The sequence below is a fragment of the Bacillus cereus group sp. BfR-BA-01350 genome (assembly GCF_022663775.1).
Classification (GTDB): Bacteria; Bacillota; Bacilli; order Bacillales; family Bacillaceae_G; genus Bacillus_A; species Bacillus_A paranthracis.
In genome coordinates this window covers 18,984-45,544 of the sequence record NZ_JAKUGD010000002.1, presented here as the reverse complement: position 1 = coordinate 45,544, position 26,561 = coordinate 18,984, and the positions used below count along the sequence as shown (strand labels likewise).

Sequence of the window (26,561 nt, the reverse complement as noted above, 5' to 3'; positions counted from 1 at the left end):
TTGAAATACCTTTTCACAAACGTAATAGTTATCTCGTAAATGCTGCTGTTACACCACCATCAACTGTAATCATACATCCCGTTGTTTTATCTGCCTTTGAGGAGGCAAAGAAAGCAATCGATTCAGCAATATCCCTCGAATAAATATTAACTAATAATGTTGTACGTTTACGGTAATGTTCCTCTAATTGATCAGGTTCGATACCATATGCTGCGGCACGTTCTTCGCGCCACTTTGAACCCCAAATGGCTGACCCTTGCAGAACTGCATCGGGAAGAACTGAATTTACACGAATACCATACTCACCGCCTTCAGCTGCAATACATCTCGCTAAATGCGTTTCGAGTGCTTTTACAGAACTGTATGCCGAAGCATTTTTCCCGGCATACACAGAATTTTTCGAGCCGACAAATACCATATTCCCGCCAATTCCTTGCTGTTTCATTTGCTTGAACGCTTCACGCGCCACTAAAAAGTAGCCTGTTCCAAGTACGTTCATATTTAAATTCCATTCTTGAAGTGTCGTTTCATCGAATGGACTAGACGTCGCAAGTCCTGCATTATTCACGATACTATCAACGCCTCCGTAAGTAAGAGCTGCCTGCTCAAATGCCGCCTTTACTTCTTCTTCTTTTGTTACATCCATTTTCACAGCAGTAGCACGACCTTCGCCGTACTTCTCGTTAATTTCAGCCGCAACTTTTTCTGCCCCTTCAAAATTCAAGTCAGCAAGCACGACATGCGCACCTTCTGAAACGAGGCAGCGTCCCGTTTCACTTCCAATTCCGCCAGCACCACCTGTAATAAACGCAACTTTGCGAGAAAATTCCGCTTCAGCCGGTGCTAACGATAATTTATACAGCTCTAGCGGCCAGTACTCCACATTGTAAGATTCATTTTCATTTAAAGAAACGAAACGTCCGAGCGTTGTAGCACCTTTCATTACCGAAATTGCCCTATGATACAGCGCACCACTTACTTTTGACATTGCCACATTTTTACCGGTATTCACCATACCGATACCAGGAATTAAAATAACGCGAGGTGCAGATTCAAACATTTTGTCTCCTTCGTATTTGTTACGTTCAAAGTAAGCTTTATACTCATCTTTAAAGTTTGTAACACCAGATTTAATACTCTCTATTAATCCGTCTACGTTTTTTGTTTGCGGATCCCAATCAATATAAAGAGGACTGCGCTTTGTATGAACTAAATGATCCGGACAAGCTGCTCCAACTTGCGAAAGCTCTCGTGCATCGTGGCTGTTTACAAATTGAAGTACTTCATTTGTATCATCATAGGATAATAACATTTTCTTCTCATCACTCACTGCCCCGCGAATAATCGGCATTACTTTTGCAAGAATGCTTCTACGCTCTTCTACTGAGAGTGTTTCGTATTTTTCACCTCCGAATACAGTATTTTCATTCACTCGTTCATTGATGTATTGTTCTGCCTCATTAATAACTGCAATTGTTCTTTCATAGCTTTCCTTCGCCGTATCTCCCCAAACGACTAGGCCATGTTTTTCCATTAACACGAGTTCAGCATTTGGATTATTTTTCACACCTTCTGCAATCATTTTAGATAACGTAAATCCAGGACGCACATACGGAACCCAAACGAAACGATTGCCGTAAATCTCCTCCGCAATTTGTCTTCCATTATGTGCGCAGCAAAGACTAATAATGGCATCTGGATGTGTATGATCCACATGTTTAAAAGGTAAAAAAGCATGTAATAATGTTTCGATAGATGCACGTGGATGCTTACTGTCAATCATACAATGAACTAAATACTCTACCATTTCTTCATCTGACATTTCTTCACGCTCCATTAATAAGCGAATGTCTTCCATTCTTAAACCTGTAAAATTTTGTGCTTTCATCGTTGCTAAATCGGATCCACTTCCCTTAACCCACATCACTTCTATATCGCGGCCGCGGAAATCTTTTTCAAATGTCTTTACCGATGTGTTTCCGCCTCCCCAATTACATACAGCACGGTCTGTTCCAATTAAATTTGAACGATATACTAATTCGTCTACTCCTTGCGATAATTGTGATGCCTTTGTTTCATTCCATAAACTGTTAACCATCTTTTTACCCCCGTTGTTTTTTTATTGTTCTATTATTTCGGATACGAAAATAGTGTGTATCCGTATGTTCAAGAGTTTCCTATTACTTGCGATTTTTTTAAACACTACAATTGTTACACTTTCATTCCAATGCAAAAAAATATGCTCTATAGTAACCCCCCGACGTACGATCAGGGGGATTTTTCACTTACTGATATAATGGACCAAAGTTTTGGCAGGCACGGTAATCTGCAGCTTCTGGATCTTTTGTTCCGAACATCCCCCATGCACTCGGTCTGAAGATTTCCTCTTCTTTGACGTTATGCATATTCACAGGAATTCGGAGCATGGAAGCAAGAGTAATTAAATCACTGCCAATGTGGCCGTAGCTTATTACACAGTGATTAGCACCCCAATTATTCATTACTGTGTAAACATCTTGAAAGGCACCTTCTCCCGTTAAATTTGGCACAAACCAAGTTGTTGGCCAAGTTGGATCTGTTCTCCCATCCAATACGTCGTGAACCTCTTCTGGTATTTCAACCGTATAGCCTTCTGCAATTTGTAAAACAGGTCCTAATCCTTTCACAAGGTTGAGGCGAGCTGCTGTTACAGGCATATTTCCTTTTGTTAAGAAATCGCTCGAGAACCCGCCCCCGCGGAAATATCCTGTTGAAGCTGGTCGCCAGGAAGTAGCTGCCAAACATTTTTGCGCTTCTTCCTCTGTAATTTCCCAAAATGGTTTTATAGCAGGCTTTCCATCTTTCGTTTGTTGTCCTGTCCCATCAAGTGCAGCTGAACCGGAGTTAATCATATGAATAAATCCATTTGCCGCCAATCCTTCAGGTTTATGTCCTGTCACGCGTTCTACTGCCTCTGGGCTCCAATACGTTCTTACATCTGCAAAAACTTGAGCTGTATTTGTTAATAAATGACCAAATAGCATCGTAACTCCATTTAAACTATCATTTTCAGTAGCCATAATGTATGGCGGGCGAATTCCGTTCCAATCAAATGAGGAATTTAAAATCGTCTCCATAAAATCACCATTCGGGAAATGATCCGTCCATTGACGCTGGCCTTGGAAACCTGCGGAAATCGCGTTATGCCCTAGCGCTTCTTCACCATAACCAAGTTCCTCTAGTTTCGGATTTCCAACCATGAGATCTCTTGCAATTAACGTCATTTTCACGCTAGTTTCCCAGTCTTTATTCTTTTGCTCCCTTGATCGTTGCATCTCTTCCGCATTATTATCTGGACCTTCTGGGCAATACTCCTTCACCCAGTTTAAAGCTCTTTCATATTCTTCCTTATCATAAATCTCTTCATCTATCCTTCTGACAAATTCGGTCATATCAATATATTCATTTCTCATTCCTAAATAATCTTGGAAAAACTCGGGGTTAACGGTACTACCGACAATCCCCATAGATACAGATCCCATCGAAAGATACGATTTTCCTTTTAAAGTAGCAACGACAAGACCAGACTTTGCAAATTGAAGTAATTTTCCCTGCACATCTTCAGGAATAGATGTATCACTTAAATCTTGCACATCTTTCCCGTATATGCCGAAAGCCGGAATACCCTTTTGATTGTGGGCAGCTAAGACAGCTGCAAGATACACTGCCCCTGGACGTTCTGTTCCATTAAATCCCCATACTGCTTTTGGAATGTCTGGATTCATATCCATCGTTTCAGAACCATAGCACCAGCATGGTGTAACAGTAATAGAAACACCAACTCCCTCTACCGCAAATTTTTCAGCCGCTTTGGCCGCTTCCGCCACACCGCCAATACATGTATCAGCGATGACACATTCTACTGCCTCGCCATTATAATGACGCAAGTTTTCGGTTAGTAGATTTGCTACCGATTTTGCAAGATTCATCGTCATATCTTCAAGAGATTCACGTACACCATTTCTTCTGCCATCAATCGTTGGTCTAATTCCGATTTTTGGTAATGTATTGTAAAATCTATTATGAACTGTTTTCATTTTAAAGCTCCCTTCTTACTACATTGTTATCGATTATTTCAAGAAAACGGCCGTATGCTTCCCGCCATTCTAATTGATTTTGAGGTTGATAATGTTTAACAGGAAACGAGTTTTCAACAATGTCTCTACCTTCCTTTAAATCCTTTATTTTTCCTAGCGCGATCCATTGCGATAATGAATTTCCAATCGCACTCGCTTCAACTGGCCCCGCTACAACAGGGCGGTTAGTCGCATTTGCGGTAAATTGACAAAAAAGATCATTCTGAATACCACCGCCGCCCATGTGGATGACTTCTATTGACTTACCAGTTAACACTTCCAGCTTCTCTAACACCCATCTGTACTTGAATGAAAGACTCTCCAAAATACAGCGGAGGAAACTCCCTTCCGTTTCAGGCGGCTGTTGACCACTCTTTATACAGAAATCTCGGATTTGTTTTAGCATATTTTCCGGATTGAAGAAAGAAGGATCATCTGGATCTATGGAATGTGCAAATGGCTTTGTATTTCGAATCAACGTTTCTTCTTCTTCGTAAGTAAAAAGCTTGCCTTCTTTTGCCCAAGTCCCCCTACATTCTTGCATGAGCCATAACCCCATAATATTTTTAAGTAGCCGAAACTCTCCATCTGCCGTTCCTTCATTTGTAAAACCCCATTCCAAAGCCTGTTCATTAATGACTGGATCCTTCACTTGAACTCCCATTAAGATCCATGTACCACAACTCATAAAAGCTGAATATTCTGACTTTATAGGCAATGCGGCAAGAGCACAGGCTGTATCATGTCCTGCACCAGCAATAACTTTAACAGGCTTCATGCCAAATTCATTATGAATAGAAGAAAGTGTCGGACCGAGAGTTGTTCCTGGCATCACAATATTTCCCATGATTTCTTTAGGTAGCTTTAACTTAGTCATAAGGGCGGTATCCCAATTATGCTCATGAATGTGAAATAATGATGTCGTTGTACTAATCGTATATTCATTCGCCTTTTCGCCGGAAAATAAATAACTCAATAAGTTTGGTGTTAATAATAGAGTTTTTGCCTTTTCTATCAAATCTGGGTTATTCTTTTTTATCGTATAAAGCTGGCAGATCGTATTAATTGTTGCTGGCGTGACTCCCGTTCGAGAGAACAAAACATCCCTCGGAATGACTTCCGTGATTTCTTTTAAACTATCATTTGTATGCGGATCTCTATAAGAATAAGGATTGCTAAGCAATTCTCCTGTTGCAGAAAGAAGTCCGAAATCAACGCCCCACGTATCGATAGATAAACTTTCGATCGACTTATGACCGTTTTGAATACTTTTCCCTATTCCATTCTTCATTTCTTGGAAGATCCTTAAAATATCCCAATAGTAATGACCAGTTGCGGAAATAGGGCGATTGGAGAACCGGTGAACTTCTTCAAGATAAAGGCGTTTCCCATCAAATCCACTTACCATTAAACGCCCATTAGATGCACCTAAATCAAAAGCCCAAACTTTTTCCATTCCTTCACACCCCTCGGAAACACTTCAATTACTCCGCATCTTTTAATAGTTGTAATCTATATTTCTCAGAAGATAGATTTCTTAATTCGTGACATTCTTCCTCTGTCAAAATTCTTGGCACGCCCACCGTCGATGCAATCGTATATACTTTGGCCGCTTCTTCTAGAATTTGCATTAGAAAATATGCTTCTTTCATTGTTTTACCAACCGTAAGTACTCCATGATTCCTCATTACGACTACATCATTTTCTTCAATCACATTTGATACAGCGTTAGCCAATACTTCTGTAGTCGGAATCATATATTCAAGATAAGATACGCTTTTGATCATTGCTGGAAAATCTGGGAATAGACTCGGAATGGTATGACCAGTACATGATACACCTACCGAATAACTTGGATGAGCATGTAAAACAGCTGTTATATCAGGACGTTTACGAAAACATTCCAGATGCATTAATATTTCAGAAGATGGTTTTAAATCATCCAATATCTCACCAGTTTCAATATTGACACGTACCCACTCGTGGTCTTCTATCTCTTGCAAATCAAAACCGCTAGGAGAGATATACATCATATTTCCGTCTCTCATACTTAAATTTCCACCTGCTCCTACTACAAGACCCGTTTGGACAATCTTATTTGCATATAATTTCAAATCATTTATTACACTCAGCAATAGTATGCACCTCAGTTTCTCTCTTATTTGCACCGCTAGTTTCGTTTTAGATTTTATTGATATAGGACTTCCTTAATCTTTGGATCATCAATGTTCTTTTTATCGTACCAATAGAAACCAGTGTCAATTGTTTTGGATACTTGTTTCCCATCTAGGTTCTCAACAGCTGCTTTAACAGTTTCATAACCAATTCCAATTGGATTTTGCGTAATCGCACCTGCCATTACTCCGCTCTTAATCGCATCAATTTGTAGTTTTCCAGAGTCAAAGCCAACTACTAATACACTCTTTTTGTTCAATTCTTTAACAGCATTTACTACCCCTATCGCAGAACCTTCATTTGTACCGAAAATACCTTTTACATTTGGGTGCGCTTGCATAATTGCCTTAGCAGCGTCAGTCGATTTTAATTGATCGCCACTACCATATTGAATATCGACAAGTTTAATGTTCGGATACTTTGATTTGAGTGTATTTACAAAGCCATCTCGACGTTCAACACCTGTTTTACTTGTCTGGTCGTGAGCAACTACTGCTACTTCTCCTTTTTCACCAATTAATCCAGCCATTTTCTCAGCTGCAAGAGCTGCCGCCGCTTTATTATCTGTTGCTGCTGTTGCTACAGGTATATCTCCCTCAACACCTGAGTCAAATGCGACAACAGGGATTTTTTTGTTTTTTGCTTGTTCTAATAAAGGAAGAGCTGCCTTAGAGTCTAATGCCGCAAACCCAATCGCATCTGGTTTTTTATCAAGTGTGCTACGGAGCATTTCAACTTGTTTATCCACCTGCGCTTCCGTTTCAGGACCTACAAATGTAATATTCACCTTATACTCATCTGCTGCTTGCTCAGCCCCTTTTTTAACTGCCTGCCAAAACTGATGCTGGAAACCTTTTGAAATAATCGCAACATAGCGCTTGCCGTCATCTTTTGCAGGAGCATCACTATCCTTACTTCCCGTGCTTGCATTATTTGAAGAACACGCTCCCATAAACATTGAGATTGCGAGAATTGATGATAAAACGATGCCCTTTTTTGCTTTTTTCATCCAAAACTCCTCCTATATATTGTTTTATTTTAAAAACAGTATCGCAGTTAATTCTTTGCTTTTTTGTTTCGTAACACATCTGCGTAAACTGCCAATAAGATAACCGCTCCAACAACTACTGTTTGCCACTCTTGCGGTACAGAAAGGATTTGAAGACCATTTGTTAACACACTCATAATTAATGCACCGATAACAGTACCAAGAATTGTTCCTTTACCACCACTTAAAGAAGTTCCTCCGATAACGACTGCTGCGATTGCTTCCAATTCATATCCCGCTCCTAAAGCTGGCTGGGCAGAATTTAGACGAGATGCCATTATGATCCCTGCAACACCAGTAAAAACACCTGCAAGCATGTAGATAATGATTTTCCACTTATCAACATTCACTCCTGAAAGCCTAGTTGCTTCTTCATTGCTTCCTAGTGCAAATGTATACCTTCCGATAATCGTTTTATTTAAAATTAAGCTTGCGAAAATAGCCATTCCAAAAAAGATGAAAACAGCATTCGGAATTGCAAAGCCAGGGATAATAGAACCCATCGCAATTTTGTTAAAGCTTGGTATAGAAGTGAAATAAATTGGAGTGGCTTTCGAAATAACAAGTGCCAATCCTTTCGCAATCATCATCATCGCTAACGTTGCAATAAATGGAGGAATCTTCAATTTTGCAATTGCAGCTCCAGAAATTAAACCTACTACGGCACCTATTAAAATACCTCCGAGTACAGCTACCCAAACTGGTAAACCTAAGTTGACAGCAAACACGCCTGTCATAACCGAAGACAAGGTTAGTACGGTTCCACAGGATAAATCAATTCCACTTGTAACGATAATCATCGTTGCCCCTAAAGCAAGGATGCCTGTAACAGCTGTTGATAAAAAGATGCCTATAATATTATCAAATTGCAAAAAGTTAGCTGAAGCAATTGAAAAAATGACAACAAGTACAATTAAACTTGCAAATGCTAGAAGCTGCTGAAGAGCATTTGTATTCATCCCTTTACTCATCTTCCCTTCAACTGGAAGTTCGACTACCTTTTGTATTTCCATTCTTGTTCACTCCTTTATCATCCGTTAGTATCCATTACATAATACGTTTTGTTGCAAGAGTCATAATCGCTTCTTGCGATGCTTTTTCATCATTTTTCAATTCTCCTGTTATTTTGCCTTCACACATGACAATGACACGGTGACTGATTCTTAAAATTTCAGGAAGTTCCGAAGAAATCAGAATAATAGATTTTCCTTGCTGTGCTAAATCATGTAGTAACTTATAAATTTCGTCTTTTGCCCCAATATCAATCCCGCGAGTAGGCTCATCAAAGATTAAGATATCTGAATCTCTAGTCAACCACTTTCCTATAACAACTTTTTGCTGATTCCCTCCTGAAAGATTTTTCACTAATTGATTACCTGATGGTGTTTTTATTTTTAACCTCTTAATTAATTCCTCAGATTGTTGATCCACTTTCGATACATGCATCCAGCCGAAAGGTTTCACATAATCTTTCATCGATGCCATTGCAATATTTGTTTTTACATCCATCCCAACTAAAAGGCCAAACTGTTTTCGATCCTCAGATAAATATCCAATCCCATGTTGCACTGCATCAGAAGGATTTTTAATATTCTGTCTTTTTCCTTTAATAAAAATCTCCCCTGAATCTAGTGGGTCTGCCCCAAATATAGCACGGGCTACTTCTGTTCTTCCAGCTCCCATCAATCCAGCAAAGCCAACGATTTCCCCTTTATACAGTTCAAAACTTACATCCTTTATCGTTTTCCCTCTCTTTAAATTTTTTACTTCAAACACCTTTTCTCTCGATCTCTCTTTCATTTCTGGTTTTTGATTGTTATCAATTTTCCGTCCAACCATCATCGAGATAATTTGTTCAATCGTTGCATCCTTTGTATGCATCGTTCCTACATATGTACCGTCTCGCATAATCGATACACGGTCCGTAATTTTCTTTAGCTCTTCCATACGGTGAGAAATATAAACAATTCCTACACCGTCCTCCCGTAATTTCCGAATCATCACAAATAATGCATCGATTTCAGTATCCGTTAAAGCTGCTGTTGGCTCATCCATAATCAATACTTTTGAATCAAAAGAAAGAGCTTTAGAGATTTCTACCATTTGTTGTTTCGCAACTGTTAAATTGCCTACCAATTCTCTTGGGTCTAGATGAATGTTTAACCTTTCAAATAGTTTTTTTGCTCTGTTATTTAGTTCTTTTTCATCCAAAAAAAGATTAAATAGCCCTTTAGGTTCTCTTCCAATAAAAATATTTTGGGCAACTGTTAAATGCGGAGCTAAATTAAGTTCCTGATGGATTATACTGATTCCAAGTCTTTGTGCTGCTTTTGTATCGGGAACCTCGATTTCTCTTCCTTCGTATGCAATCGTTCCAGTATCCCTTTGATAAATCCCTGTTAAAATTTTCATTAATGTAGATTTTCCGGCTCCATTCTCTCCCAAAAGTGCGTGAACTTCGCCTTTTTTCAATTCAAACCGCACATTAGAAAGCGCTTGCACTCCAGGGAACGCTTTACTAATTCCATCCATTTTCAGTAGCAATTCACTCATCCTATCACCTACTACCCTATCAATTTTTTATTCAAATACTATATTAGTTTCATAATGCGTTAATCCGTAACCACGCCCTTTTTTAAAATCATATTGGCATAGAGAGCACTTTCACTCGTTGCAACAATTGCATACGCCTTCTTTGCCCTCTCATAAAATGCAAAGCGGTCAATCATCTCAAACCCATCAAAATGAGTATCATATTTTTTAATTGTCGCATCATACGTTTCCCAAATGGAGGGGGATACATGATCCCCCTTTACAACCTTCATTAACGAAACAGAATGATTACTATACGTATCGAGTGGAAAGAATTGCAAAATTGCCTGTAATACTTCAAGAACCCCATGACCTTCACATCGAATGAGCTTCGTCCCGCAAGAGGCAGCGGGGAAATTGCCATCCGCTAAAACAATCTCATCCCCATGCCCCATTTCTAAAAGAACTTTCATTAAATCTGGACTAATTATTTTCGGTATTCCTTTTAGCATTTCTATCTCCCTTCCGATTTTTAACTTAACGAAAATACGTTTCAACTACTTACACTTTGTGCATCTATTAATAACTTTGGTGTAAATATTTCATGAAAGGGACCTTCTTCATTATTTAAACGTTTCAATAATATATCACCTACCCTTTCTCCCATTTCATATGGTTTGTGAGCGACTGATATAATCCCAGGCGCTCGTAATAATTGTGCTGCTTCCACATCACCAAAAGAAGCAATCACAATGTCCTCTGGTACAGAGTAACCCCTCCTCGTTAATTCAAGAAGAACACCAAATGCCATTTCATTGTTCAAAGATAGAATAGCTGACGGTTTCTCAGTGAAATTCAGAAAATAATCAACCGCTTTCATACCACCTTCTCTTGTGAAAGTGCTATTAAACGTATAGTTTTCATCTTCTTGAATCCCAAACTCTTCTAAAGCTTTCTGAAATCCTTCATAGCGCTCTTTACCTGTACTAACGTTTAACAATCCATTTACAAGACCAATCGATCGATGCCCCTGTTGTAAAAGATAGCTCGTTAATTTATAAGCACTTTCAAAATTACTTTCTACAACCGAATCTAATTTTGAATCTCCAATCTCAACAGTCCGATCAACTAAAACGATTGGTACACCAGCTTGATGAATACTTCTTACTCTTTCTTCACAACCTCCAGCAGTAGCCAATACAATCGCATCCACCCGCTGTTCCACTAATAGTTGCAATAATTTATCCTCTTTTTTAGGATTTTCATGACTGCTACAGAAAATAAGGTTATAGCCCTTTTGCTGCACAATATCTTCAATCGCCTTTGAAATTGTCATGTAATAATGATTTGTGATATCCGGAATCACAACACCAATCGTGTATGTTTTATCTTGCTTTAAACTTCTAGCAATCGCATTTGGTTGATAATTCAATTTTTTCACAGCTAAATGAACACGATCTTTAATGTCGTCACTTACAAATCCACTTTCGTTTAACACTCGAGATACTGTAGCTGTAGACACATTCGCTTCCATTGCAACATCTTTAATTGTAGACTTTGCCATTTCATCACTCTTTCTTAGTTTTCAAGAAATCGTTTACTTCAGTTTTGTTTAAACCCTTATTTCATCCATGTAAACGATTACTTAGTAGTTTACATGGATAATAATAATTTAATTTTCAGAATATTTCAAGGCTTTTTATAAACATTTTTTTCACAAAAATACACCTATTCATCAGATAACCTGAAAAACGTGAATGGACTCGTTTTTTCGTGATTAGATAGGCGTTTATTACACATTCCGCTAACGCAATATTGTTCTATTTTGAAGTTTCATAGCACATAAAAAAAGAGCCTACTCGATTGAGTTGGCTCTTTCCTTTATTTACTACTCCCCTATTTCAGAAAATCGTTTTATACGTTCACCAATTTCATCGCGAACACGTTGAAATTCAGACCATTCTTTTCCTGCTGGATCATCAAATCCCCAATGAACACGATTCACATCCGGCGGAGTAGATGGGCATACAGCATCCGCATGACTACAAAGCGTAACGACTAAATCAGCACGATTTAAAATATTTGCATCAATTATATCTGATGTTTGATTTGTTATGTCAATATTTACTTCGTTCATTGCTTTAATTGCGTTTGGATTTACTCCATGTGCTTCGATTCCTGCAGAATATACATTCCACTTATCTCCTAAATATTGTTTGCCCCATGCTTCTGCCATTTGGCTTCGGCATGAATTTCCTGTACATAAAAAGTAGATTGTCTTTTTGTTCTCCATGTTGTTTTTCCACCTTTATTTTTAAATTTAGACTGATTGATCATTAAAATATTTACGTTTAAACCAAAAAGCAACGTTTACAAGTGCAATCATGACAGGTACTTCAACTAAAGGACCGATAACAGCTGCAAATGCTGCGCCCGAATGAATACCAAATACACCAACTGCTACAGCAATCGCTAACTCGAAATTATTGCTACCTGCTGTAAATGCTAACGTTGTTGTTACCGGATAGTTTGCACCAATTTTTCTTCCCATAAAGAAAGAAACAAAAAACATGACAATAAAATAGATTAATAACGGAATCGCTATTCTTACTACATCTAGTGGCACGCTAACAATCATCTCTCCTTTTAAAGAGAACATAACGATGATCGTAAATAGTAATGCAATTAATGTAAGTGGACTAATCTTAGGTATAAACACCTTTTCATACCACTGTCTTCCTTTTAACTTAACGAGTACAAAGCGCGTCAACATACCTGCTATAAAAGGAATTCCTAAGTAGATACATACTGATTTTGCTACTTCTATCATTGTAATATCGACAATAGCACCTTCAATTCCTAACCATTCTGGAATTACCGTTACAAACACGTATGCATAAATGGAGAAGAATAACATTTGAAATACCGAATTAAAAGCCACTAAACCTGCCGCATACTCTTTATCCCCATCAGCAAGATCGTTCCAAACAATGACCATTGCAATGCAACGTGCTAATCCAATCATAATGAGACCAACCATGTACTCTGGCTTATCTGGAAGAAAAATAATTGCTAAAACAAACATAAGTACAGGTCCAATAATCCAGTTTTGTACTAAAGATAGAACTAACACTTTTACATCTTTAAATACACGGCCCATTTCCTCATAGCGAACTTTCGCTAATGGTGGATACATCATTACAATTAAACCAACAGCAAGCGGGATAGACGTTGTTCCCACTTGTAATGTATTCAGTCCGTCTACTACACTAGGGGACACAAACCCTAAACCAATCCCAACAGCCATCGCTAGAAAGATCCATAGTGTTAAATATCGGTCTAGAAAAGATAAACGTTTCATTTTATTTTCCATCTCCTATTAACAACAAGAATTTTTTTCTACTACGTTAGAAGTCGTGCAACAAGATGGATCTTCTATTTTGTGAACATCACTATGTGCTTTCGTATAAAAGAACTCCCACTCATTCCCATCAGGGTCTGTTACCCAAAACTTATCTTGAACCGCATAGCAACAAGTCGTATCCATCTCATCACGCGCGAAGAAACCTTCTTTTTCTAATCGTTCTTTATGCAATGTAATTTCTTCAGCTGTATCCACTTGGAAACCAAAATGATTTACCTGATTTCCCTTCACTTCATCTCGCACGTTCAGCGTGAAATTAAGTCCTGGCGTCTCTAATAAAAGTTTTGCATAATCTGTTTTCACTTTAACTGGTGATACACCAAATACCTTTTCATAAAATTCAATAGACTTCTCTAAATTCGTAACGTTTATACCAACGTGAACATATCTCATACCTTATTCCTCCTCTTTATAAATCATTAATCAAGTTTTTTTGATTAATAGCTCAAAATTTTAACAGCAACTACCTTTGCCTGTTTTTCTAAAGATACAGCACAATTCTTCTGATAATAAATTATTCACTTCCGCATCATTTAAATCATAATAACTCCACGTACCTTTTGTTTCTTTTACAATTAAACCTGCATCTAATAAAATCTTTAAATGATAGGACAACTTAGATTGTGTCATTTCAAAAATCTCTGTTAAATCACATACACACGTCTGGCCTCGCTGACAAAGTTCATACATGATTTCTAGACGTTTCTGATCCGCCAACGCTTTAAACTTTTTCTCATAGAGCTGAAAATCTTGTACCACTGTGGTTCACTTCCCTTCATCAACTTTTTTTGATGTTTATAGTATATACACTGTTTAGTTCTTTATGCAACTAATTAATCAAGTTTTTTTGATTAATCAAAAAAACTTCCTCGCATCATCACTTTGCTACAACTAAAAAAGACCATAGCCTTTTCAAAAATGAAAAACTATGGTTCTTTTTACAACTTAATAGTTACAACATTTCCGAGAAATGGAGTCTCTATAACTATTTTTAATTTTAATTTGATCATTATAGAGTAGTGCCCCGTCACCCTCAATCTAAGAAAAACAAATACCCCAAAATGAGAAAAATCGATATAACTCTTGTTTTTGGTGCATATTCATAAAAAGCACGTTACCCTTTCTCATTAACATAAGAGAATAGTAACGTGCTTTTTATTTCAAAAATAGTCTAAATCCTTAAGTTGATGGTTGTGGGGCGGGACCCTAATAAGAACGGTATCTAAGGTTGTATGAGTGGTGTTAGTTCCATTCCAAAGGCCTCAGCAGACGATTAACTCAAGTACCGGTTTCGGATAACCCCCATGTGATGAAGCTCGTGTCCTGCAATGCTGTACGCGAGGGCGCGCGCCGTAATGCTTAGGTTGTTGGCTGTGCCCTTGCGGATCCACGCCTCCGCTGGTAGCCCGCGCAGCAATGTAATCGTTGATTGCCGTACGGCCCGGTAGTCTTCGGCCAATTGCGCGGTTGTCCAGCTTCCGAAAGGAGGTATGAATAATTCCTGATCGAAACCGGTCAAAGGCGTCTGGTCCCCTCTTGCGAACCGGAGCAGGCGGTAGGTCATGACGCGTTCCGCGTCTGTAATGTGGCCCACAACTTCTTTCAGTGTCCATTTTCCTTCCGCATACCGATATGCGGCCTGGCTTTCGGTCAACGATGCCAGGAGTTCGGTCATTTGCTTTTCCTGAGCGAGCAGAATGTCGATGATGTTACCGTCTGGCACCAAACGGATATATTCGCCGGAGCTCCCAGCGTATTCTTCTTCTGACGGTCTTTGATTCATGCGTAGTCACCTCTTTATGTATATATAGAAAATTATAGCACTCGTCTATGTCTAATTAATTCGCGAAATGATAGAACTTCCCTTCTAATAATTGAGGATAAGCAACTATTTAGTCGGTCGCCACACTATCCTGATTCGTTAGCACAATAAGCAATGCTAATCAATGATGCATAAAAATTATCTGTTATACAATATTTCGAAGTTATTAATATATATTGAGTTATTCCGAAACATACATAAATACATTTTGTCGAAATTATTAAAAAAGGAGAATTTCTCTAACTGAAGAATTAATAATTGTGTTACCAATATGTAAAAATCTCAATTTAAAACTAAAGGAGAACAAAATGGGACAAATAATTGTATCGATGTACCTCTCACTAGATGGTGTCATGGAGGAACCAGCTTGGACTGCTCCATATTTCAATGAAGAAGTAGCAAAGTTTCAATCTAATTTACTGTTTGAAAGTGAAGCTCTTCTACTAGGGCGAGTAACCTATCAAGGTTTTGCAGCTGCCTGGCCTTCTATGACTGATGAAGAAGGTTTTGCTGATAAGATGAACAGCATGCCTAAATTTGTCGCTTCAACAACTTTGGAAAAAACCGAATGGAATGCAAATCTTATCAAGGGTAATATTGTAGAAGAAATATCGAAACTGAAGGAACAGCCCGGTCAGAACCTTTTAATCTATGGCAGCAGTGAGCTTACACAAACATTAATGCAACATGACCTCATTGATGAATATCACTTTATAGTCAATCCCGTTATTGTAGGGAGCGGAAAGCGTCTCTTTAAAGACCAGAACGATACAAAAGCATTAAAACTTATAGAAACAAGAACGACCAGTTCAGGTGTCGTTATTCTTTCCTATCAGCCGGAGAAAAAAGAATAATTATTGATAAATGAAATAAACAAAAAAACTCATCAGAATAAATCCTGTTGAGTTTTTTCATAAGATAATACATATATTAATTTATCCCGCACTCTCATCTGCTAGTATTACTATTTTTTATTACTAATGTTGCCGTTTCACTCGGATGGCTAAGAGGAAAATGATGACCATATGGAACAAAATCAACCTTACCAAGATGCGATGGAGCAGAATAGGCTCTGTCATAATCCCCCCAAATAATGTGAAGATTATACTTTGTTACTTCATTGAAATCACCTTGATCGTTTTTCAGTAGTAAACTGTTAAGCTGAACCGTAGTATTTAAAATTCTAAGAGAAGTAAAACTTTTACTTATTTTTTCAATATAATGTTCAGGGATGCTCTCCGTACTTTCAAACAAACCATTACTTAATAAATAACTCCTTATCAAATTAGTAGTTGCTAATTTTAATGTCCATTTGTTCATAAATTGAGGAACATTTAGCAATTTAGCATTTTTTTTAGCAACAGGTGGCTGAAGTAAAGTGATTGCATACTTCTTATCTATGTACTCTTGTACCAATGCTTCCAGAAGAAGAAACGCACCGAATGAATGTCCAATTAGATGTGCACCATTCGTAGCTTTCTCCAATAACTTTTTCACTACATTCAAATAGATATCTAGAAGATTTTTCTCTCGTTTAAAAGGAGAACGTCCCAAACCTGGAAGATCCAAAATCCATACAGGTTGACCAGTTTTTTCATGAAGCACTTGTGCTAAAGGAAATAAATCCTCTCCATCACTCAATAAACCATGTAATAAAATAAACGGTTTACCCTCTCCTTGTAATTGGTAAAGGGTAGTGTTATCGCATAATGTTCGTTTAAATAAATGATTATGCCGGCCATTTTGATACATCATTCGATAATCCAGATCAGCTACTATGGCAGGGAAAAATTTCATTACACTCGTCTTCTTAAACCAATCTCCTCCCATAATTTTTTTCGCTGAAACATTTGAAAATTTTTGTTTTGTAATAAAATTCAGTCCATCAGAAGGAATTTTTGTTATTTTACTTCCTCCACTATTCATAATTGCTTTCATAAATGGCATTGGAACAGAGATTTTTGGTGCCCTCATATTCATACTTTCCGACATAATACTTAATAATTCAGCAATGTTTTGATCGTGCTGTTTGTCTTCAACAAGTGTATATGTTTGAATAGTCGGTTGCTCCAATCTGAAAACCTGCACAATAAACTTCGCAAGCTCATCGTTTGAAATAAGTGGTAACCTATATCCCTTACCTCCAGGAATCACTGGCATGAGCCCTCTTCGCATACTCATCACAAGCAAACCTAATCCTGCTATCTGCTCTGTACTCCCTGTTTTACTACTACCGACTACAGTTGGCGGATTAATTACAGAAAGCGGATAACCTACTGCTGATGCCTGCTGACGGATATAAAGATCTGCTAAAAATTTTGTTCTCTCATATGGATTTTTTATTTTCAAATAATTGTTTCCTTCTTGAAACACATCAATTGCAATCTTGCTATTTTTATCATCAAAGGGACTCATATAACCTACAACATGAATAAATTGTTGCAAGCCCTTCAATTGATGAATACTTTTAGCTAATTCACTAATATGTTTGGCGCCATTTAAAAATACGGAAGCTGCCTCTTTACTTGTCGCTTGAATATCCATGGGGCCTCCTGCGTGAATAATCACATCCGTTTTCAATACCCTCTCCTTATCTTCAGCACTTAGACCTAAATCTATTTTCGTCAAATCACCTTCAATAAAGTGCATAACTTCCTTTTTTAAGATGCCTCTTTCTTGAAAAATGCGTATTGCTTTACTTTTCGACCTCACTAAAAGAAGAATTTTAACATCCTCTTTGGCTAATTCTTTCACTAATTGCTTTCCAATAAAGCCTGTTCCACCAGTTAAAAATACTGTTCTCATATAAGATCCCCTTTTTAGTACTATTTAGTACTAATTTGATGTAAAAAAAATGCTTCTTTTATCGAAGCAATTTTAAAAAATGATCTGCTGTTTTCGTGATTACAGTTGCATCCTTCAATGTTTCTGAAATAAATAACGCTCCTTCAAGATTTGTAATAAAAAGTGATGCAACCTCATCAATATGAATCGTATTTCTGAATTCCCCATTCTCTACCCCTTGTTTAAGTAATAGAGAAACTTTCTTTTGTAATCCTGTAAAAAAAAGACCTATCTTTTCTTTTATTTGCGTGGCCTGTGTAGGACTTTGAATATAAAGAGTAATAAATGGACAGCTTCCCTTATACTCTCTCGATTGAACTCCTTGTGATAATTGCTTTAAAAACAGTTGGATACGATCTTCAACTAAAAATTGGTTCTGAGAAAGTACGTCATCAATTGCAGATTGATACATTTCAATCCAATAATCAACGACCGCTTCTAATAATACTTCCTTATTAGAAAAGTGATAATACACATTAGACTTTGAAACTTTGCTTACACGTACTAATTCATCCATACTTGTATAAGCAAACCCTTTTTCTAAAAATAATGTTGCAGCTACTTCAATCACACGTTTTTGATTCATTAATTTTACCTTTGTCATAATTAGAACTATATAGTACTAATTTAAATATTGCAAGTATTTATGTTAATTTTTAAAAAAGTTTGATTACAAAAGTTCCACTAACATTGATTTTACTGCAAAAGAATCTTATTTTGAATAAAGTTGAACTGCCCCCCGAAATTGTTCATTCACTATCGTCTAATAGAGGTCACCATACATACCCATAAACTTAAGAAAAAGAAATGCCCCCTTATTCAAGTTACCTAGCAAAAAAATCACGTTTTAATAGACTTCTTTATCATCCCTAACTTTCTATAAATTACCGGATATGAAACGAGGATCGTCTCATATCTAGTAATTTACTTGATTAGCTTGATGGATATGTATTAGTGCCCCTATAAACAAAACCCACCAGAAACATCTAAAATCTGCCCCGTTACCCAGCGGCTATCAGAAGAAGCAAGGAATGCGACTGCATCTGCAATATCTTCAACTTGCCCTATTCGACCAAACACAGATGAATTCGTAGCAAAATTTCGTATTTCTGGATTATCTAGCAATTTCGCATTTATATCTGTCTTCGTATATCCAGGCATAATTGTATTCACTGTTATACCTCTTTCTCCAAGATGTTTAGCTAGAGGAAGTGTCATCGTATTTAATGCACCTTTACTTAAGCCGTATGCAATGGACCCTGTAAAACCAAGTCTTACTTCAGCTGATGAAATGTTAATAATGCGCCCTTCTGCTCGTAGTAACGGTAATGTTTGCTGAATTAAAAAGAATGGCGCCTTAATATTTACGGCCATAATTTCATCAAAAACTTCTTCTGTCGTATTTTCAATCGTCCCTTGTGTACCTATCCCTGCATTGTTTACTAAAATATCAATCTCTAATGTACCAACTCTTATTTGTAATTCATTCTTTAATTGTTCTACTAGCTTTTTGACACCATCAATTGATTTGAGATCTGCTTCAATTAAGAACGCCTTTCCTCCATTAGATTCAATCTCACAAATTGTTTCATCTGCAGCTGACTTATTTCGGCCGTAGTGAATCGCAACTAATGCACCGTCGTTTGCCAATCTCATCGCAATCGCGTGACCAATTCCTCGACTCGCTCCTGTTACTAACGCTACTTTCCCATCAAGATTCTTCATTTTTTCCATCCTTCCTAAATTTACGTTTGATAAAAACCTACACTTATATTTTTATGTAAAAACCAATTATTTTAAATATAGATTTATAGGTAATTTAGTTCGTTCACTTATGATATTATAGTTATAGTTTGTGATTCACTTAAAAAAATAAAATAAGGAGGCTACACAATGCAAAATGCAGTAAAACTAGATGAAATCGACCATAAAATAATGAACTTGTTGTATGAAAATGCGAGAATTTCTGTTTCAGAAATAGGAAGAATTATATCCATGACGCAGCCTGCTGTAAAGGAGCGTATGAATAAACTTGAAGATCAAGGCGTTATAGCGGCTTACCGAACGAAATTTGAGCCTTCTAAAATTAATAAAAACATTCAAGCATTCATCATGTTTAAAACGAGCCAATGCTCTGATTTTATCCAATATTGTAATGCCGCTCCTGAAGTAACAGATTTATATCGAATTAGCGGGGAATTTAATTATATGATGAAGGTCATGAGCGATTCGATGGATTCTCTCGCTGCATTTTTAGACTCTTTAATGCAATTCGGCTTATCGTCTCCTTTAATTGTTTTAAAGAGTGAGTTTGAGGAGAAATTGTCGTTCTAATAAAGTGATAGGCACCAGCTTTCCAAAAAAGAAAAAGGAGTGGATCATCCACTCCTTTCAATCACCTATCCCTGATTTCTCTGCGCCTCTCTAAACTCCTCCTTCACCTTCTCTAACAACCCTTCTTCCGTAATTAATCGATACGCCGTATTTGCTAATGCTTTTGCGGATGTAATTAATGCTTTATCCCCTAATTCTGAACGTGCCGCTTCTCTAAATTCATTCGTATGTGCAATTAAATCATCTGGGCCGATTTTAATGTACGGGTGGATTGTCGGTACAACTTGGCTAACGTTTCCTGCATCGGTTGAACCAATACCAAATCTTTCTTTACGATTTACGTCTTCCCCGAGTAATTCTAGTTCTTCCGCTACGATGTCGTTATATGTTTTTGTTACGAGTAGTTCATCGATTTCATTTTGGAATTGATGGATTTTTACTTTTGTACCTGTTGCTAGTGCTGCCCCTTGTGCGATATTTTTTACTTTTTCTGTTACTTCCGCACATCTTTTTCGCGTTGCTGCACGAATGAAGAACCTTGCTGCAGCGTAGTCAGGAATAATGTTAGGTGCTTTTCCTCCTTCTGTAATCACGCCATGAATTCTCACATCTGACGGAAGTTGTTGTCGAAGTGCGTTAATACTGTTGTACAGCTGAATCACCGCATCTAATGCGTTAATTCCTTCTTCAGGTGAAGCTGCAGCATGAGCTGTTTTTCCGTAAAAATGAAAATCAAGTGGATCGACTGCTAGTGAAGGACTCGTTGTTGCTGTCTTTCCACTCGGATGAATCATAAGCGCTGCATCAATATTTTTAAATAAGCCTGCCTTTACATAACTCGATTTTGCGCTACCGTTCGGTCCTCCTTCTTCAGCTGGTGTTCCGAACACGACAACCTCCCCGCCAATTTCTTCAAGCGTTTCTGATAATGCGATCGCTGCCGCAACGCTAATGGTGCCGATTAAATTGTGACCACACGCATGACCAAGTCCTGGTAAAGCGTCGTACTCCGCTAAAAATGCGATTGCTGGTCCTTGTTTTCCAGAGCTTTTTCGCGCAATAAATCCCGTTTCATGTCCAGCTATATTGTGCTGCAACTGAAATCCTGCACTACCTAGTAATAAACTTAACGTTCTAGATGCATAAAACTCTTGGTTACCGATCTCCGGATTCGCATGAATATCATGACTTGTTTCTATGTACTTTTCCTTATTTCTTTCGATACTCTCTTCAATTGTTTTTCTTTGTGACGCTACTCCTGTCGCTCCCATTTTTCTTCCTCCTTTTATTTTCACGTAAAAAAGCCTCTTTCTAAAAGATAGAAAGAGGCTTCTGTATATACAGTCAAAATGAGCTTCTTTCTTATCTTTCAAGTTACCTTGCTGGAATTGGCACAGTATTCATAACGAATCCGCTGCCGAGGTATCATAGGGCCAGTCCCTCCACCTCTCGTGATAAGAATTTTCATAAAATTATATTAAATTACATTCATTCTAAGTTCATTTCAAATAAAAGTCAAGGAATTCCTATCCGAATTTACCGAATATCTAAAAATCCTTTTAATACACCAATTGTCTCAGGTGCTTGCAGTCTTGCACATACGTACGGAAATTCCGTACTCCCTTCAAATATCATTTGAGATGTGAGCGGTGCGCCTGCCCAGAAGATTTCATCATCAATTACGATAAACGGGAAAGCTTTATTTTGTCTTTGTAACTTTACATTTTTCAGTGGAACTGGTCCGTCACTATACACTGTTATCTGTGCATTTGTACGCATTAACGCTTGCCATACTCGCTTATCCACTTGTTTTGTACTTGGAAGCGAAATAATAATTTTTCGTTTTGCTGCTAAAATATCTTTTAATAGCCCTTTCGTTTCCTCAAGATTCATTTCCATAAACCAGCGTAATCGTTTCGATATTTTTCGTTCCCACAATTGTCTTGATGTCGTGCGATCATACACATCTCCGTGACGTTCTATATGAGCTGTTAATTGTGACAACGCTTGTTTTCTCGAAAGATTTTTACGCATATAATGGCAATCTGATAATTGAATGAACTTCCGATACGATAAACTTAACTAAATCTATACAATTCAATCAAATTTACACAAGTTAGTGCTTCATCGTGTTCTCGCAACCCCAAAGGGACGAGGGGTATAACACTCCACACGAGGCAGTATCGTTACCTCCTATTATCAAGCATTTAATTTTACCCATCTTGATAAATTTATCGACGCATTTACATCCCGATCGTGATGGCTATTGCATGAAGCACAACGCCATTCACGAATCTTTAAACTCCACTGTCCTTCTGGTTGAACCGAATGGTCGTATTTTACGCCGCAACATGAGCAAATCTTGCTTGAGGCGAACCATTTATCAGCTTTTACATACGCAATGCCATACTTCTCGCACTTGTATGATAAACATTGAAAGAAGAAGTATAATTTTTGAAATGAAAATGCTTTCGATAGTTTTTTGTTTTTTAACAGGTTTGAGATAGATAAGTCTTCGACAACAATCCTCATTGGTTTGGTTTTCACCAATTTAGCTGTTGCTTGATGGATATGGTTATTTCGGATATTCGTAATTTTCCTAGATAACCGCAGGTGCTCAGTTTTCGCTTTTTCATATCCGGCAGACTGAATTTTTACACCTTTTTTAAATCGCCTAGACATATCTCTTTGCGCTGACTTTTTCCTTTTCAAAAGTTTTTTAACCTTAGCATCTTTGTTTATATTTCGTTCTTTCATACCATTAGAAGCCACAAACAGCTCTTTTAAACCAGCATCCACACCAATCGACTCATTCGTTAGTTCTTGGGATTCAAAGTCTTCTTGGAATCCTACATTAATCCACCAGTGACGACCGTCAAATGTAACTCTTGGATTGGATGTTTTTTTGTTTCTTGGTAGTTGTTGGCTTGTTTTCACTTCTCCAATAGACTGAATATAAACTACTTTCTTTCCTATAATCAGTCTTTCATAATTAGCATAAAATCCTTGGATTACATCTTTTTTGGATTTATAAGAAGTGTGAGAACCATTTTTATACTTTTTGAACGAATTTTTTCTCGCCGTATCAAAATCTTTTGAAGCCTGTTTAGGAACTTGTGCATTAATGTCTTTTAACCACTCATATCTCTTTCGCTTCTTGATCTTTGTAAATCGTTTCTGTAAAGCTAACTGTGAAACAGATTTCCCAAATAGCTTATAATATCTATCACTCATTCTTTTACAATAGTTATAAGCGAATCTTGCAGCACCAGCATGGTTTCTAAGCACTTTTTCTTGTTCAGGTGTTGGAATCAGTCTGACTTTCTTCGCCAATATCATCAGAATGTAATTCCTTTAATGAAAGATTTGTTCTTCTGAATCGTAGCGTGTTCCACTAGTATTCTTCTAAGACTACTGGGATACAAACCTGTTAATTCCGATACTTGACTAACTCGTGAAAATTTCATTATTATTCTCACCTCATTGAACCTATCGTAGCACGTACGTTCGATGAATTCAATGAAGTTTGATAGATTCAATAAAATTTATCTTGTTCAACTAGGGCCGCAATTCCTTAGCCAGTTCTCTTATGAACTTCTCATGTTTTCACATGAGCGCAGACTATATGTTTATCTCTTTAGAGATAGAGGATTTTTCCACCACCATAAGCTTGTGGTGTACTCTCGTCAGTTATACGAGATAGTCGTTGAACGTTCATCTTATCCATTTTGACTTAGATGATTCGAGGCGGAAGACCCATTGTTCTAGTGTTTAGGATTTAACCTTGCACCATCTGATTGATTTTTTCTGCTTTCGCGACATTCACGCTCGCTATTTCTAGCCACGTTGTAGTTCAATCAGCTTTAGGGATTGCCCGCAGTTAACCCTCACTACTAGCCAATCACTTGACTAGCAGGGCTTACTGATATATTTAATTAACTTTCGTTATAATTGGTTAAATAAATCGTAACAGTTAGTTACCCTCTCGCTCTCGTCACTGCAACGTTGACGAGGCGATGGTTTTTATGGTCAAAGAATAATACGCCAGGTCGTTCTTGCGGATAACTATCTACTGTATCAAAAATCATCATATCTCTTTCAGATCCTTGGAACTTATGAACTGTCGCTGCTAAAACAGGTATGTTTTGATATTTCGTTCTCTGTAACATTTCTCTAATACACGTTGATAAAAAGCGAGACTGCGCTCTGTAAGGCGTCACAACACCAATGGATTGCACACCATCTAACAGTCCGATTAACATCATTTGCATTGCTACTAAACCAGACATAATGTTGAAACGAGATCCTGAAGCAGCGTCTTTTAACGAAAAAGCTCCCATTTGGCTCGTATCAAATAAAACATTTGCTTCATTTGCGAACGGCTGCAATTGCGCAAGTTCTTTACGTTCTGAAACAGACGGATGGTCGTATACTCTATTTTTATAAATAAATGAGTTTGTAAACTTAGATATATCCGCATGCATACGTCTTTGTTCCTGCAACATAAACAGGTTCGGATGTGCTTCTGATTTATTAACAGACTCAACAATCCCAGCATGGTAAAACATATCTTCGCCAAGCCATTTTCGAACGAGTTCATGGTTGGCCATCGCAATTGGAGGTAACTGTAAAAAGTCACCACAAACGACGATACGTTTTCCAAGTGAAGCAGCTAATGCAATTTGGGGAACGAACGCCATACTCACTTCATCTACGACAACTAAATCAAATGTACGCTCATAAATAAGTGAATCAATGGCACATTTCGATAAAGTTGCGCCGATTACTTTCGCATTTTCAATGTATTCTTTTTCTACTTCTTTAATTTTCGCTCTCTGTTTTCGAAGATCACTTTCAATCTCCTGCATACGCTTCTTATCAGCAGATGTCGCTTTATATGATAAAATCTTTTCACGAAGATCTTGTCGTGTCTCTTCTAAATAGAGTCTCTCCTCACCCCAAGACCCGTTCGTCGTTTCAACCAACTTCGACGCAAGTAACGTTTCATGATTTCGTATATGTTCGTGTTGACTATAACCGTAACGAACAATTTCACCAGGCGTCCATTTCTTTTTCTTTTCAATTTGCTTCGTTACTTCACTCATTAATACGTCTACTGCCGCATTACTATGAGCTAACACAAGTACTGATTTCCCTTTTTGATAATGAGCCGAAATAATACGTGATAAATTGTAAGACTTCCCTGTTCCAGGCGGTCCCCATACGTACGTTGTCGGATTATAAAACGAGCGATACGCCAATTCATTTTTCGGATTTTTCATCTTCTCAATATGCTTTGGACTGCTCGTCCCATCAACAAGACGCTTTATACGATTACGTTTTAGCTTATCTTTACGCGCTTCCTTCAACCTCTCTTGCAGTTGCTCTAAAAGCTGCCACGGTTCACTATATAAAACAGCTTCTCGTATTTCACCTTGTATATAATCATTTAATTTCAGTTCTATTTCTAATCCATGTACAGATAATACTTCCCCTGTCGCTTCCTCACCATCGAACTCAATTCGAATCGGTGAACCTTCAGGCAAGCTTACTTCCGAAATAAGCTGAAATACATATACTGTACTTTCATAATCTGTATATAAAAAACGACCGTTCATGATAGAAATTTTACTACCACCTATCGTTTTCCAATGTTTAATTTCATATGCTAATGCATAATGCCACTCTTTCATCGTTTCCGATAATGAAGGAGTTTGAGTAGGTGTATTCATCGTATAATCTCCTTCCTTCTCCCCAAACATACTTTCTCACTATACCATATAACACGCTAAAATTTGTAAGGTTTTTATCTTGCTTATTTTCTTAATTTTCAATAACATATTGTATATAATTTTCAGAAAGAAGGAATCTACATGCCAGTTAGAAGAATCGAACACGTTGGACTTATGGTTGCAGACTTAGAAACATCTATTACTTTTTATGAAAAAGTAGTTGGCTTACAGCTCATTAAACGTATGGGGCACCCGAATCCAGACTTAAAACTCGCTTTTTTAGGTGTGGAAGAATCAAAAGAGACGATACTCGAATTAATTGAAGGCTACAACTCTTCCCTTCCGGCAGAAGGAAAAGTACATCACATTTGCTTTAAAGTGGATTCATTAGAAGATGAAATTGAAAGACTAAAGAAACATGCAGTAACCTTCTTACTAGGAGAAGAAATCGAAACATTACCGGATGGAACACGTTACATATTCTTCGCGGGTCCTGATGGGGAATGGATTGAGTTTTTTGAGACGGAGAGATAAA

The 26,561-nt window shown here is 37.6% G+C and carries 22 protein-coding genes, 2 pseudogenes and 1 riboswitch; of the genes and pseudogenes, 3 read left to right on the top strand and 21 right to left on the bottom strand.

Annotated features, from left to right (window positions below):
* Nucleotides 1-28: 28 nt before the first annotated feature.
* From MR147_RS04375 to MR147_RS04310, 14 genes are all read right to left on the bottom strand, one after another.
* Nucleotides 29-2,098 carry a bifunctional aldolase/short-chain dehydrogenase gene (locus MR147_RS04375; protein ID WP_242303681.1) on the bottom strand — a complete coding sequence of 690 codons (2,070 nt, stop codon included), beginning with the start codon at nt 2,096-2,098 and terminating at the stop codon, nt 29-31.
* Between the two features lie 187 nt (nt 2,099-2,285).
* Complete coding sequence (locus MR147_RS04370) at nt 2,286-4,076, bottom strand: L-fucose isomerase (protein ID WP_074608327.1); 1,791 nt, start codon at nt 4,074-4,076, stop codon at nt 2,286-2,288.
* 1 nt (nt 4,077) lies between these two features.
* Nucleotides 4,078-5,571 (bottom strand): rhamnulokinase, encoded by a 1,494-nt coding sequence (locus MR147_RS04365; RefSeq protein WP_074608325.1) that lies wholly within the window; start codon nt 5,569-5,571, stop codon nt 4,078-4,080.
* A gap of 28 nt (nt 5,572-5,599) precedes the next feature.
* The gene (locus MR147_RS04360) at nt 5,600-6,250 is read right to left on the bottom strand and encodes a class II aldolase/adducin family protein (protein ID WP_000953728.1); all 651 of its coding nucleotides are present in this window, start codon (nt 6,248-6,250) and stop codon (nt 5,600-5,602) included.
* A 53-nt stretch (nt 6,251-6,303) separates the two neighbouring features.
* Nucleotides 6,304-7,299 (bottom strand): ABC transporter substrate-binding protein, encoded by a 996-nt coding sequence (locus MR147_RS04355; RefSeq protein ID WP_074608323.1) that lies wholly within the window; start codon nt 7,297-7,299, stop codon nt 6,304-6,306.
* A gap of 47 nt (nt 7,300-7,346) precedes the next feature.
* A complete protein-coding gene (locus MR147_RS04350; RefSeq protein WP_080493734.1) occupies nt 7,347-8,351 on the bottom strand; it encodes an ABC transporter permease in 1,005 nt (334 codons plus the stop codon).
* 34 nt (nt 8,352-8,385) lie between these two features.
* Nucleotides 8,386-9,891, bottom strand: a complete 1,506-nt coding sequence (locus MR147_RS04345; RefSeq protein WP_242303680.1) for a sugar ABC transporter ATP-binding protein — start codon at nt 9,889-9,891, stop codon at nt 8,386-8,388.
* A 59-nt stretch (nt 9,892-9,950) separates the two neighbouring features.
* The gene (gene fucU / locus MR147_RS04340) at nt 9,951-10,382 is read right to left on the bottom strand and encodes an L-fucose mutarotase (protein ID WP_000911706.1); all 432 of its coding nucleotides are present in this window, start codon (nt 10,380-10,382) and stop codon (nt 9,951-9,953) included.
* A 41-nt stretch (nt 10,383-10,423) separates the two neighbouring features.
* The gene (locus tag MR147_RS04335) at nt 10,424-11,434 is read right to left on the bottom strand and encodes a LacI family DNA-binding transcriptional regulator (protein ID WP_074608321.1); all 1,011 of its coding nucleotides are present in this window, start codon (nt 11,432-11,434) and stop codon (nt 10,424-10,426) included.
* 324 nt (nt 11,435-11,758) lie between these two features.
* Nucleotides 11,759-12,163, bottom strand: a complete 405-nt coding sequence (gene arsC / locus MR147_RS04330; protein WP_074608319.1) for an arsenate reductase (thioredoxin) — start codon at nt 12,161-12,163, stop codon at nt 11,759-11,761.
* A 27-nt stretch (nt 12,164-12,190) separates the two neighbouring features.
* Complete coding sequence (arsB, locus tag MR147_RS04325) at nt 12,191-13,231, bottom strand: ACR3 family arsenite efflux transporter (protein WP_074608317.1); 1,041 nt, start codon at nt 13,229-13,231, stop codon at nt 12,191-12,193.
* 18 nt (nt 13,232-13,249) lie between these two features.
* Nucleotides 13,250-13,687 carry an ArsI/CadI family heavy metal resistance metalloenzyme gene (locus MR147_RS04320; protein ID WP_242303679.1) on the bottom strand — a complete coding sequence of 146 codons (438 nt, stop codon included), beginning with the start codon at nt 13,685-13,687 and terminating at the stop codon, nt 13,250-13,252.
* Between the two features lie 60 nt (nt 13,688-13,747).
* Entirely contained in the window at nt 13,748-14,053 is a 306-nt protein-coding gene (gene arsR, locus MR147_RS04315) for an arsenical resistance operon transcriptional regulator ArsR (protein ID WP_002163599.1), read from the bottom strand.
* Nucleotides 14,054-14,567: 514 nt separating this feature from the next.
* A complete protein-coding gene (locus MR147_RS04310) occupies nt 14,568-15,077 on the bottom strand; it encodes a DinB family protein (protein WP_001076313.1) in 510 nt (169 codons plus the stop codon).
* A 347-nt stretch (nt 15,078-15,424) separates the two neighbouring features.
* Between MR147_RS04310 and MR147_RS04305 the strand changes: the two genes are divergently transcribed.
* Entirely contained in the window at nt 15,425-15,970 is a 546-nt protein-coding gene (locus MR147_RS04305; RefSeq protein ID WP_029438886.1) for a dihydrofolate reductase family protein, read from the top strand.
* A 94-nt stretch (nt 15,971-16,064) separates the two neighbouring features.
* Here MR147_RS04305 and MR147_RS04300 read toward each other — a convergent pair whose 3' ends face one another.
* The 3 genes from MR147_RS04300 to MR147_RS04290 form a co-directional block, all read right to left on the bottom strand.
* Nucleotides 16,065-17,921, bottom strand: coding sequence for an alpha/beta fold hydrolase (locus MR147_RS04300; protein ID WP_242303678.1), 1,857 nt, complete (start codon nt 17,919-17,921; stop codon nt 16,065-16,067).
* A gap of 58 nt (nt 17,922-17,979) precedes the next feature.
* The gene (locus tag MR147_RS04295) at nt 17,980-18,546 is read right to left on the bottom strand and encodes a TetR/AcrR family transcriptional regulator (RefSeq protein ID WP_141524537.1); all 567 of its coding nucleotides are present in this window, start codon (nt 18,544-18,546) and stop codon (nt 17,980-17,982) included.
* Nucleotides 18,547-18,920: 374 nt separating this feature from the next.
* Nucleotides 18,921-19,685: an SDR family oxidoreductase gene (locus tag MR147_RS04290; protein WP_242303677.1), complete on the bottom strand. Its 765-nt coding sequence runs from the start codon at nt 19,683-19,685 to the stop codon at nt 18,921-18,923.
* Nucleotides 19,686-19,853: 168 nt separating this feature from the next.
* On the opposite strand from MR147_RS04290, the gene MR147_RS04285 reads away from it, so the two are divergent.
* The gene (locus MR147_RS04285; protein WP_001178573.1) at nt 19,854-20,294 is read left to right on the top strand and encodes an Lrp/AsnC family transcriptional regulator; all 441 of its coding nucleotides are present in this window, start codon (nt 19,854-19,856) and stop codon (nt 20,292-20,294) included.
* 65 nt (nt 20,295-20,359) lie between these two features.
* Here MR147_RS04285 and MR147_RS04280 read toward each other — a convergent pair whose 3' ends face one another.
* The 4 genes and pseudogenes from MR147_RS04280 to MR147_RS04265 form a co-directional block, all read right to left on the bottom strand.
* On the bottom strand, nt 20,360-21,565 hold the full coding sequence (locus MR147_RS04280; RefSeq protein ID WP_242303676.1) for a M20 family metallopeptidase: 1,206 nt from the start codon (nt 21,563-21,565) through the stop codon (nt 20,360-20,362).
* Nucleotides 21,566-21,653: 88 nt separating this feature from the next.
* Nucleotides 21,654-21,755: riboswitch (SAM riboswitch) on the bottom strand.
* Between the two features lie 75 nt (nt 21,756-21,830).
* Nucleotides 21,831-22,358: pseudogene (locus MR147_RS04275) on the bottom strand (phospholipase D-like domain-containing protein); the annotation flags it as partial.
* A 135-nt stretch (nt 22,359-22,493) separates the two neighbouring features.
* Entirely contained in the window at nt 22,494-23,633 is a 1,140-nt protein-coding gene (locus MR147_RS04270; protein ID WP_242303675.1) for an RNA-guided endonuclease InsQ/TnpB family protein, read from the bottom strand.
* A gap of 641 nt (nt 23,634-24,274) precedes the next feature.
* Nucleotides 24,275-26,056, bottom strand: a pseudogene (locus MR147_RS04265) (DEAD/DEAH box helicase); the annotation flags it as partial.
* A 111-nt stretch (nt 26,057-26,167) separates the two neighbouring features.
* On the opposite strand from MR147_RS04265, the gene MR147_RS04260 reads away from it, so the two are divergent.
* On the top strand, nt 26,168-26,560 hold the full coding sequence (locus MR147_RS04260; RefSeq protein ID WP_074608304.1) for a VOC family protein: 393 nt from the start codon (nt 26,168-26,170) through the stop codon (nt 26,558-26,560).
* Nucleotide 26,561: the final 1 nt, after the last annotated feature.

What these genes read in the sequence shown, in the direction of transcription:
- MR147_RS04290 (WP_242303677.1), bottom strand. Translation starts at nt 19,685, where the DNA reads ATGAAGAATCTTGATGGGAAAGTAGCGTTAGTAACAGGAGCGAGTCGA.
- MR147_RS04310 (WP_001076313.1), bottom strand. Translation starts at nt 15,077, where the DNA reads ATGAATCAAAGACCGTCAGAAGAAGAATACGCTGGGAGCTCCGGCGAA.
- MR147_RS04260 (WP_074608304.1), top strand. Translation starts at nt 26,168, where the DNA reads ATGCCAGTTAGAAGAATCGAACACGTTGGACTTATGGTTGCAGACTTA.
- MR147_RS04365 (WP_074608325.1), bottom strand. Translation starts at nt 5,571, where the DNA reads ATGGAAAAAGTTTGGGCTTTTGATTTAGGTGCATCTAATGGGCGTTTA.
- MR147_RS04355 (WP_074608323.1), bottom strand. Translation starts at nt 7,299, where the DNA reads ATGAAAAAAGCAAAAAAGGGCATCGTTTTATCATCAATTCTCGCAATC.
- arsC (WP_074608319.1), bottom strand. Translation starts at nt 12,163, where the DNA reads ATGGAGAACAAAAAGACAATCTACTTTTTATGTACAGGAAATTCATGC.
- MR147_RS04280 (WP_242303676.1), bottom strand. Translation starts at nt 21,565, where the DNA reads ATGGGAGCGACAGGAGTAGCGTCACAAAGAAAAACAATTGAAGAGAGT.
- MR147_RS04320 (WP_242303679.1), bottom strand. Translation starts at nt 13,687, where the DNA reads ATGAGATATGTTCACGTTGGTATAAACGTTACGAATTTAGAGAAGTCT.
- MR147_RS04350 (WP_080493734.1), bottom strand. Translation starts at nt 8,351, where the DNA reads ATGGAAATACAAAAGGTAGTCGAACTTCCAGTTGAAGGGAAGATGAGT.
- MR147_RS04305 (WP_029438886.1), top strand. Translation starts at nt 15,425, where the DNA reads ATGGGACAAATAATTGTATCGATGTACCTCTCACTAGATGGTGTCATG.
- MR147_RS04285 (WP_001178573.1), top strand. Translation starts at nt 19,854, where the DNA reads ATGCAAAATGCAGTAAAACTAGATGAAATCGACCATAAAATAATGAAC.
- MR147_RS04270 (WP_242303675.1), bottom strand. Translation starts at nt 23,633, where the DNA reads ATGATATTGGCGAAGAAAGTCAGACTGATTCCAACACCTGAACAAGAA.
- MR147_RS04335 (WP_074608321.1), bottom strand. Translation starts at nt 11,434, where the DNA reads ATGGCAAAGTCTACAATTAAAGATGTTGCAATGGAAGCGAATGTGTCT.
- MR147_RS04370 (WP_074608327.1), bottom strand. Translation starts at nt 4,076, where the DNA reads ATGAAAACAGTTCATAATAGATTTTACAATACATTACCAAAAATCGGA.
- fucU (WP_000911706.1), bottom strand. Translation starts at nt 10,382, where the DNA reads ATGCTAAAAGGAATACCGAAAATAATTAGTCCAGATTTAATGAAAGTT.
- arsB (WP_074608317.1), bottom strand. Translation starts at nt 13,231, where the DNA reads ATGAAACGTTTATCTTTTCTAGACCGATATTTAACACTATGGATCTTT.
- MR147_RS04300 (WP_242303678.1), bottom strand. Translation starts at nt 17,921, where the DNA reads ATGAGAACAGTATTTTTAACTGGTGGAACAGGCTTTATTGGAAAGCAA.
- MR147_RS04345 (WP_242303680.1), bottom strand. Translation starts at nt 9,891, where the DNA reads ATGAGTGAATTGCTACTGAAAATGGATGGAATTAGTAAAGCGTTCCCT.
- MR147_RS04375 (WP_242303681.1), bottom strand. Translation starts at nt 2,098, where the DNA reads ATGGTTAACAGTTTATGGAATGAAACAAAGGCATCACAATTATCGCAA.
- MR147_RS04295 (WP_141524537.1), bottom strand. Translation starts at nt 18,546, where the DNA reads ATGAATCAAAAACGTGTGATTGAAGTAGCTGCAACATTATTTTTAGAA.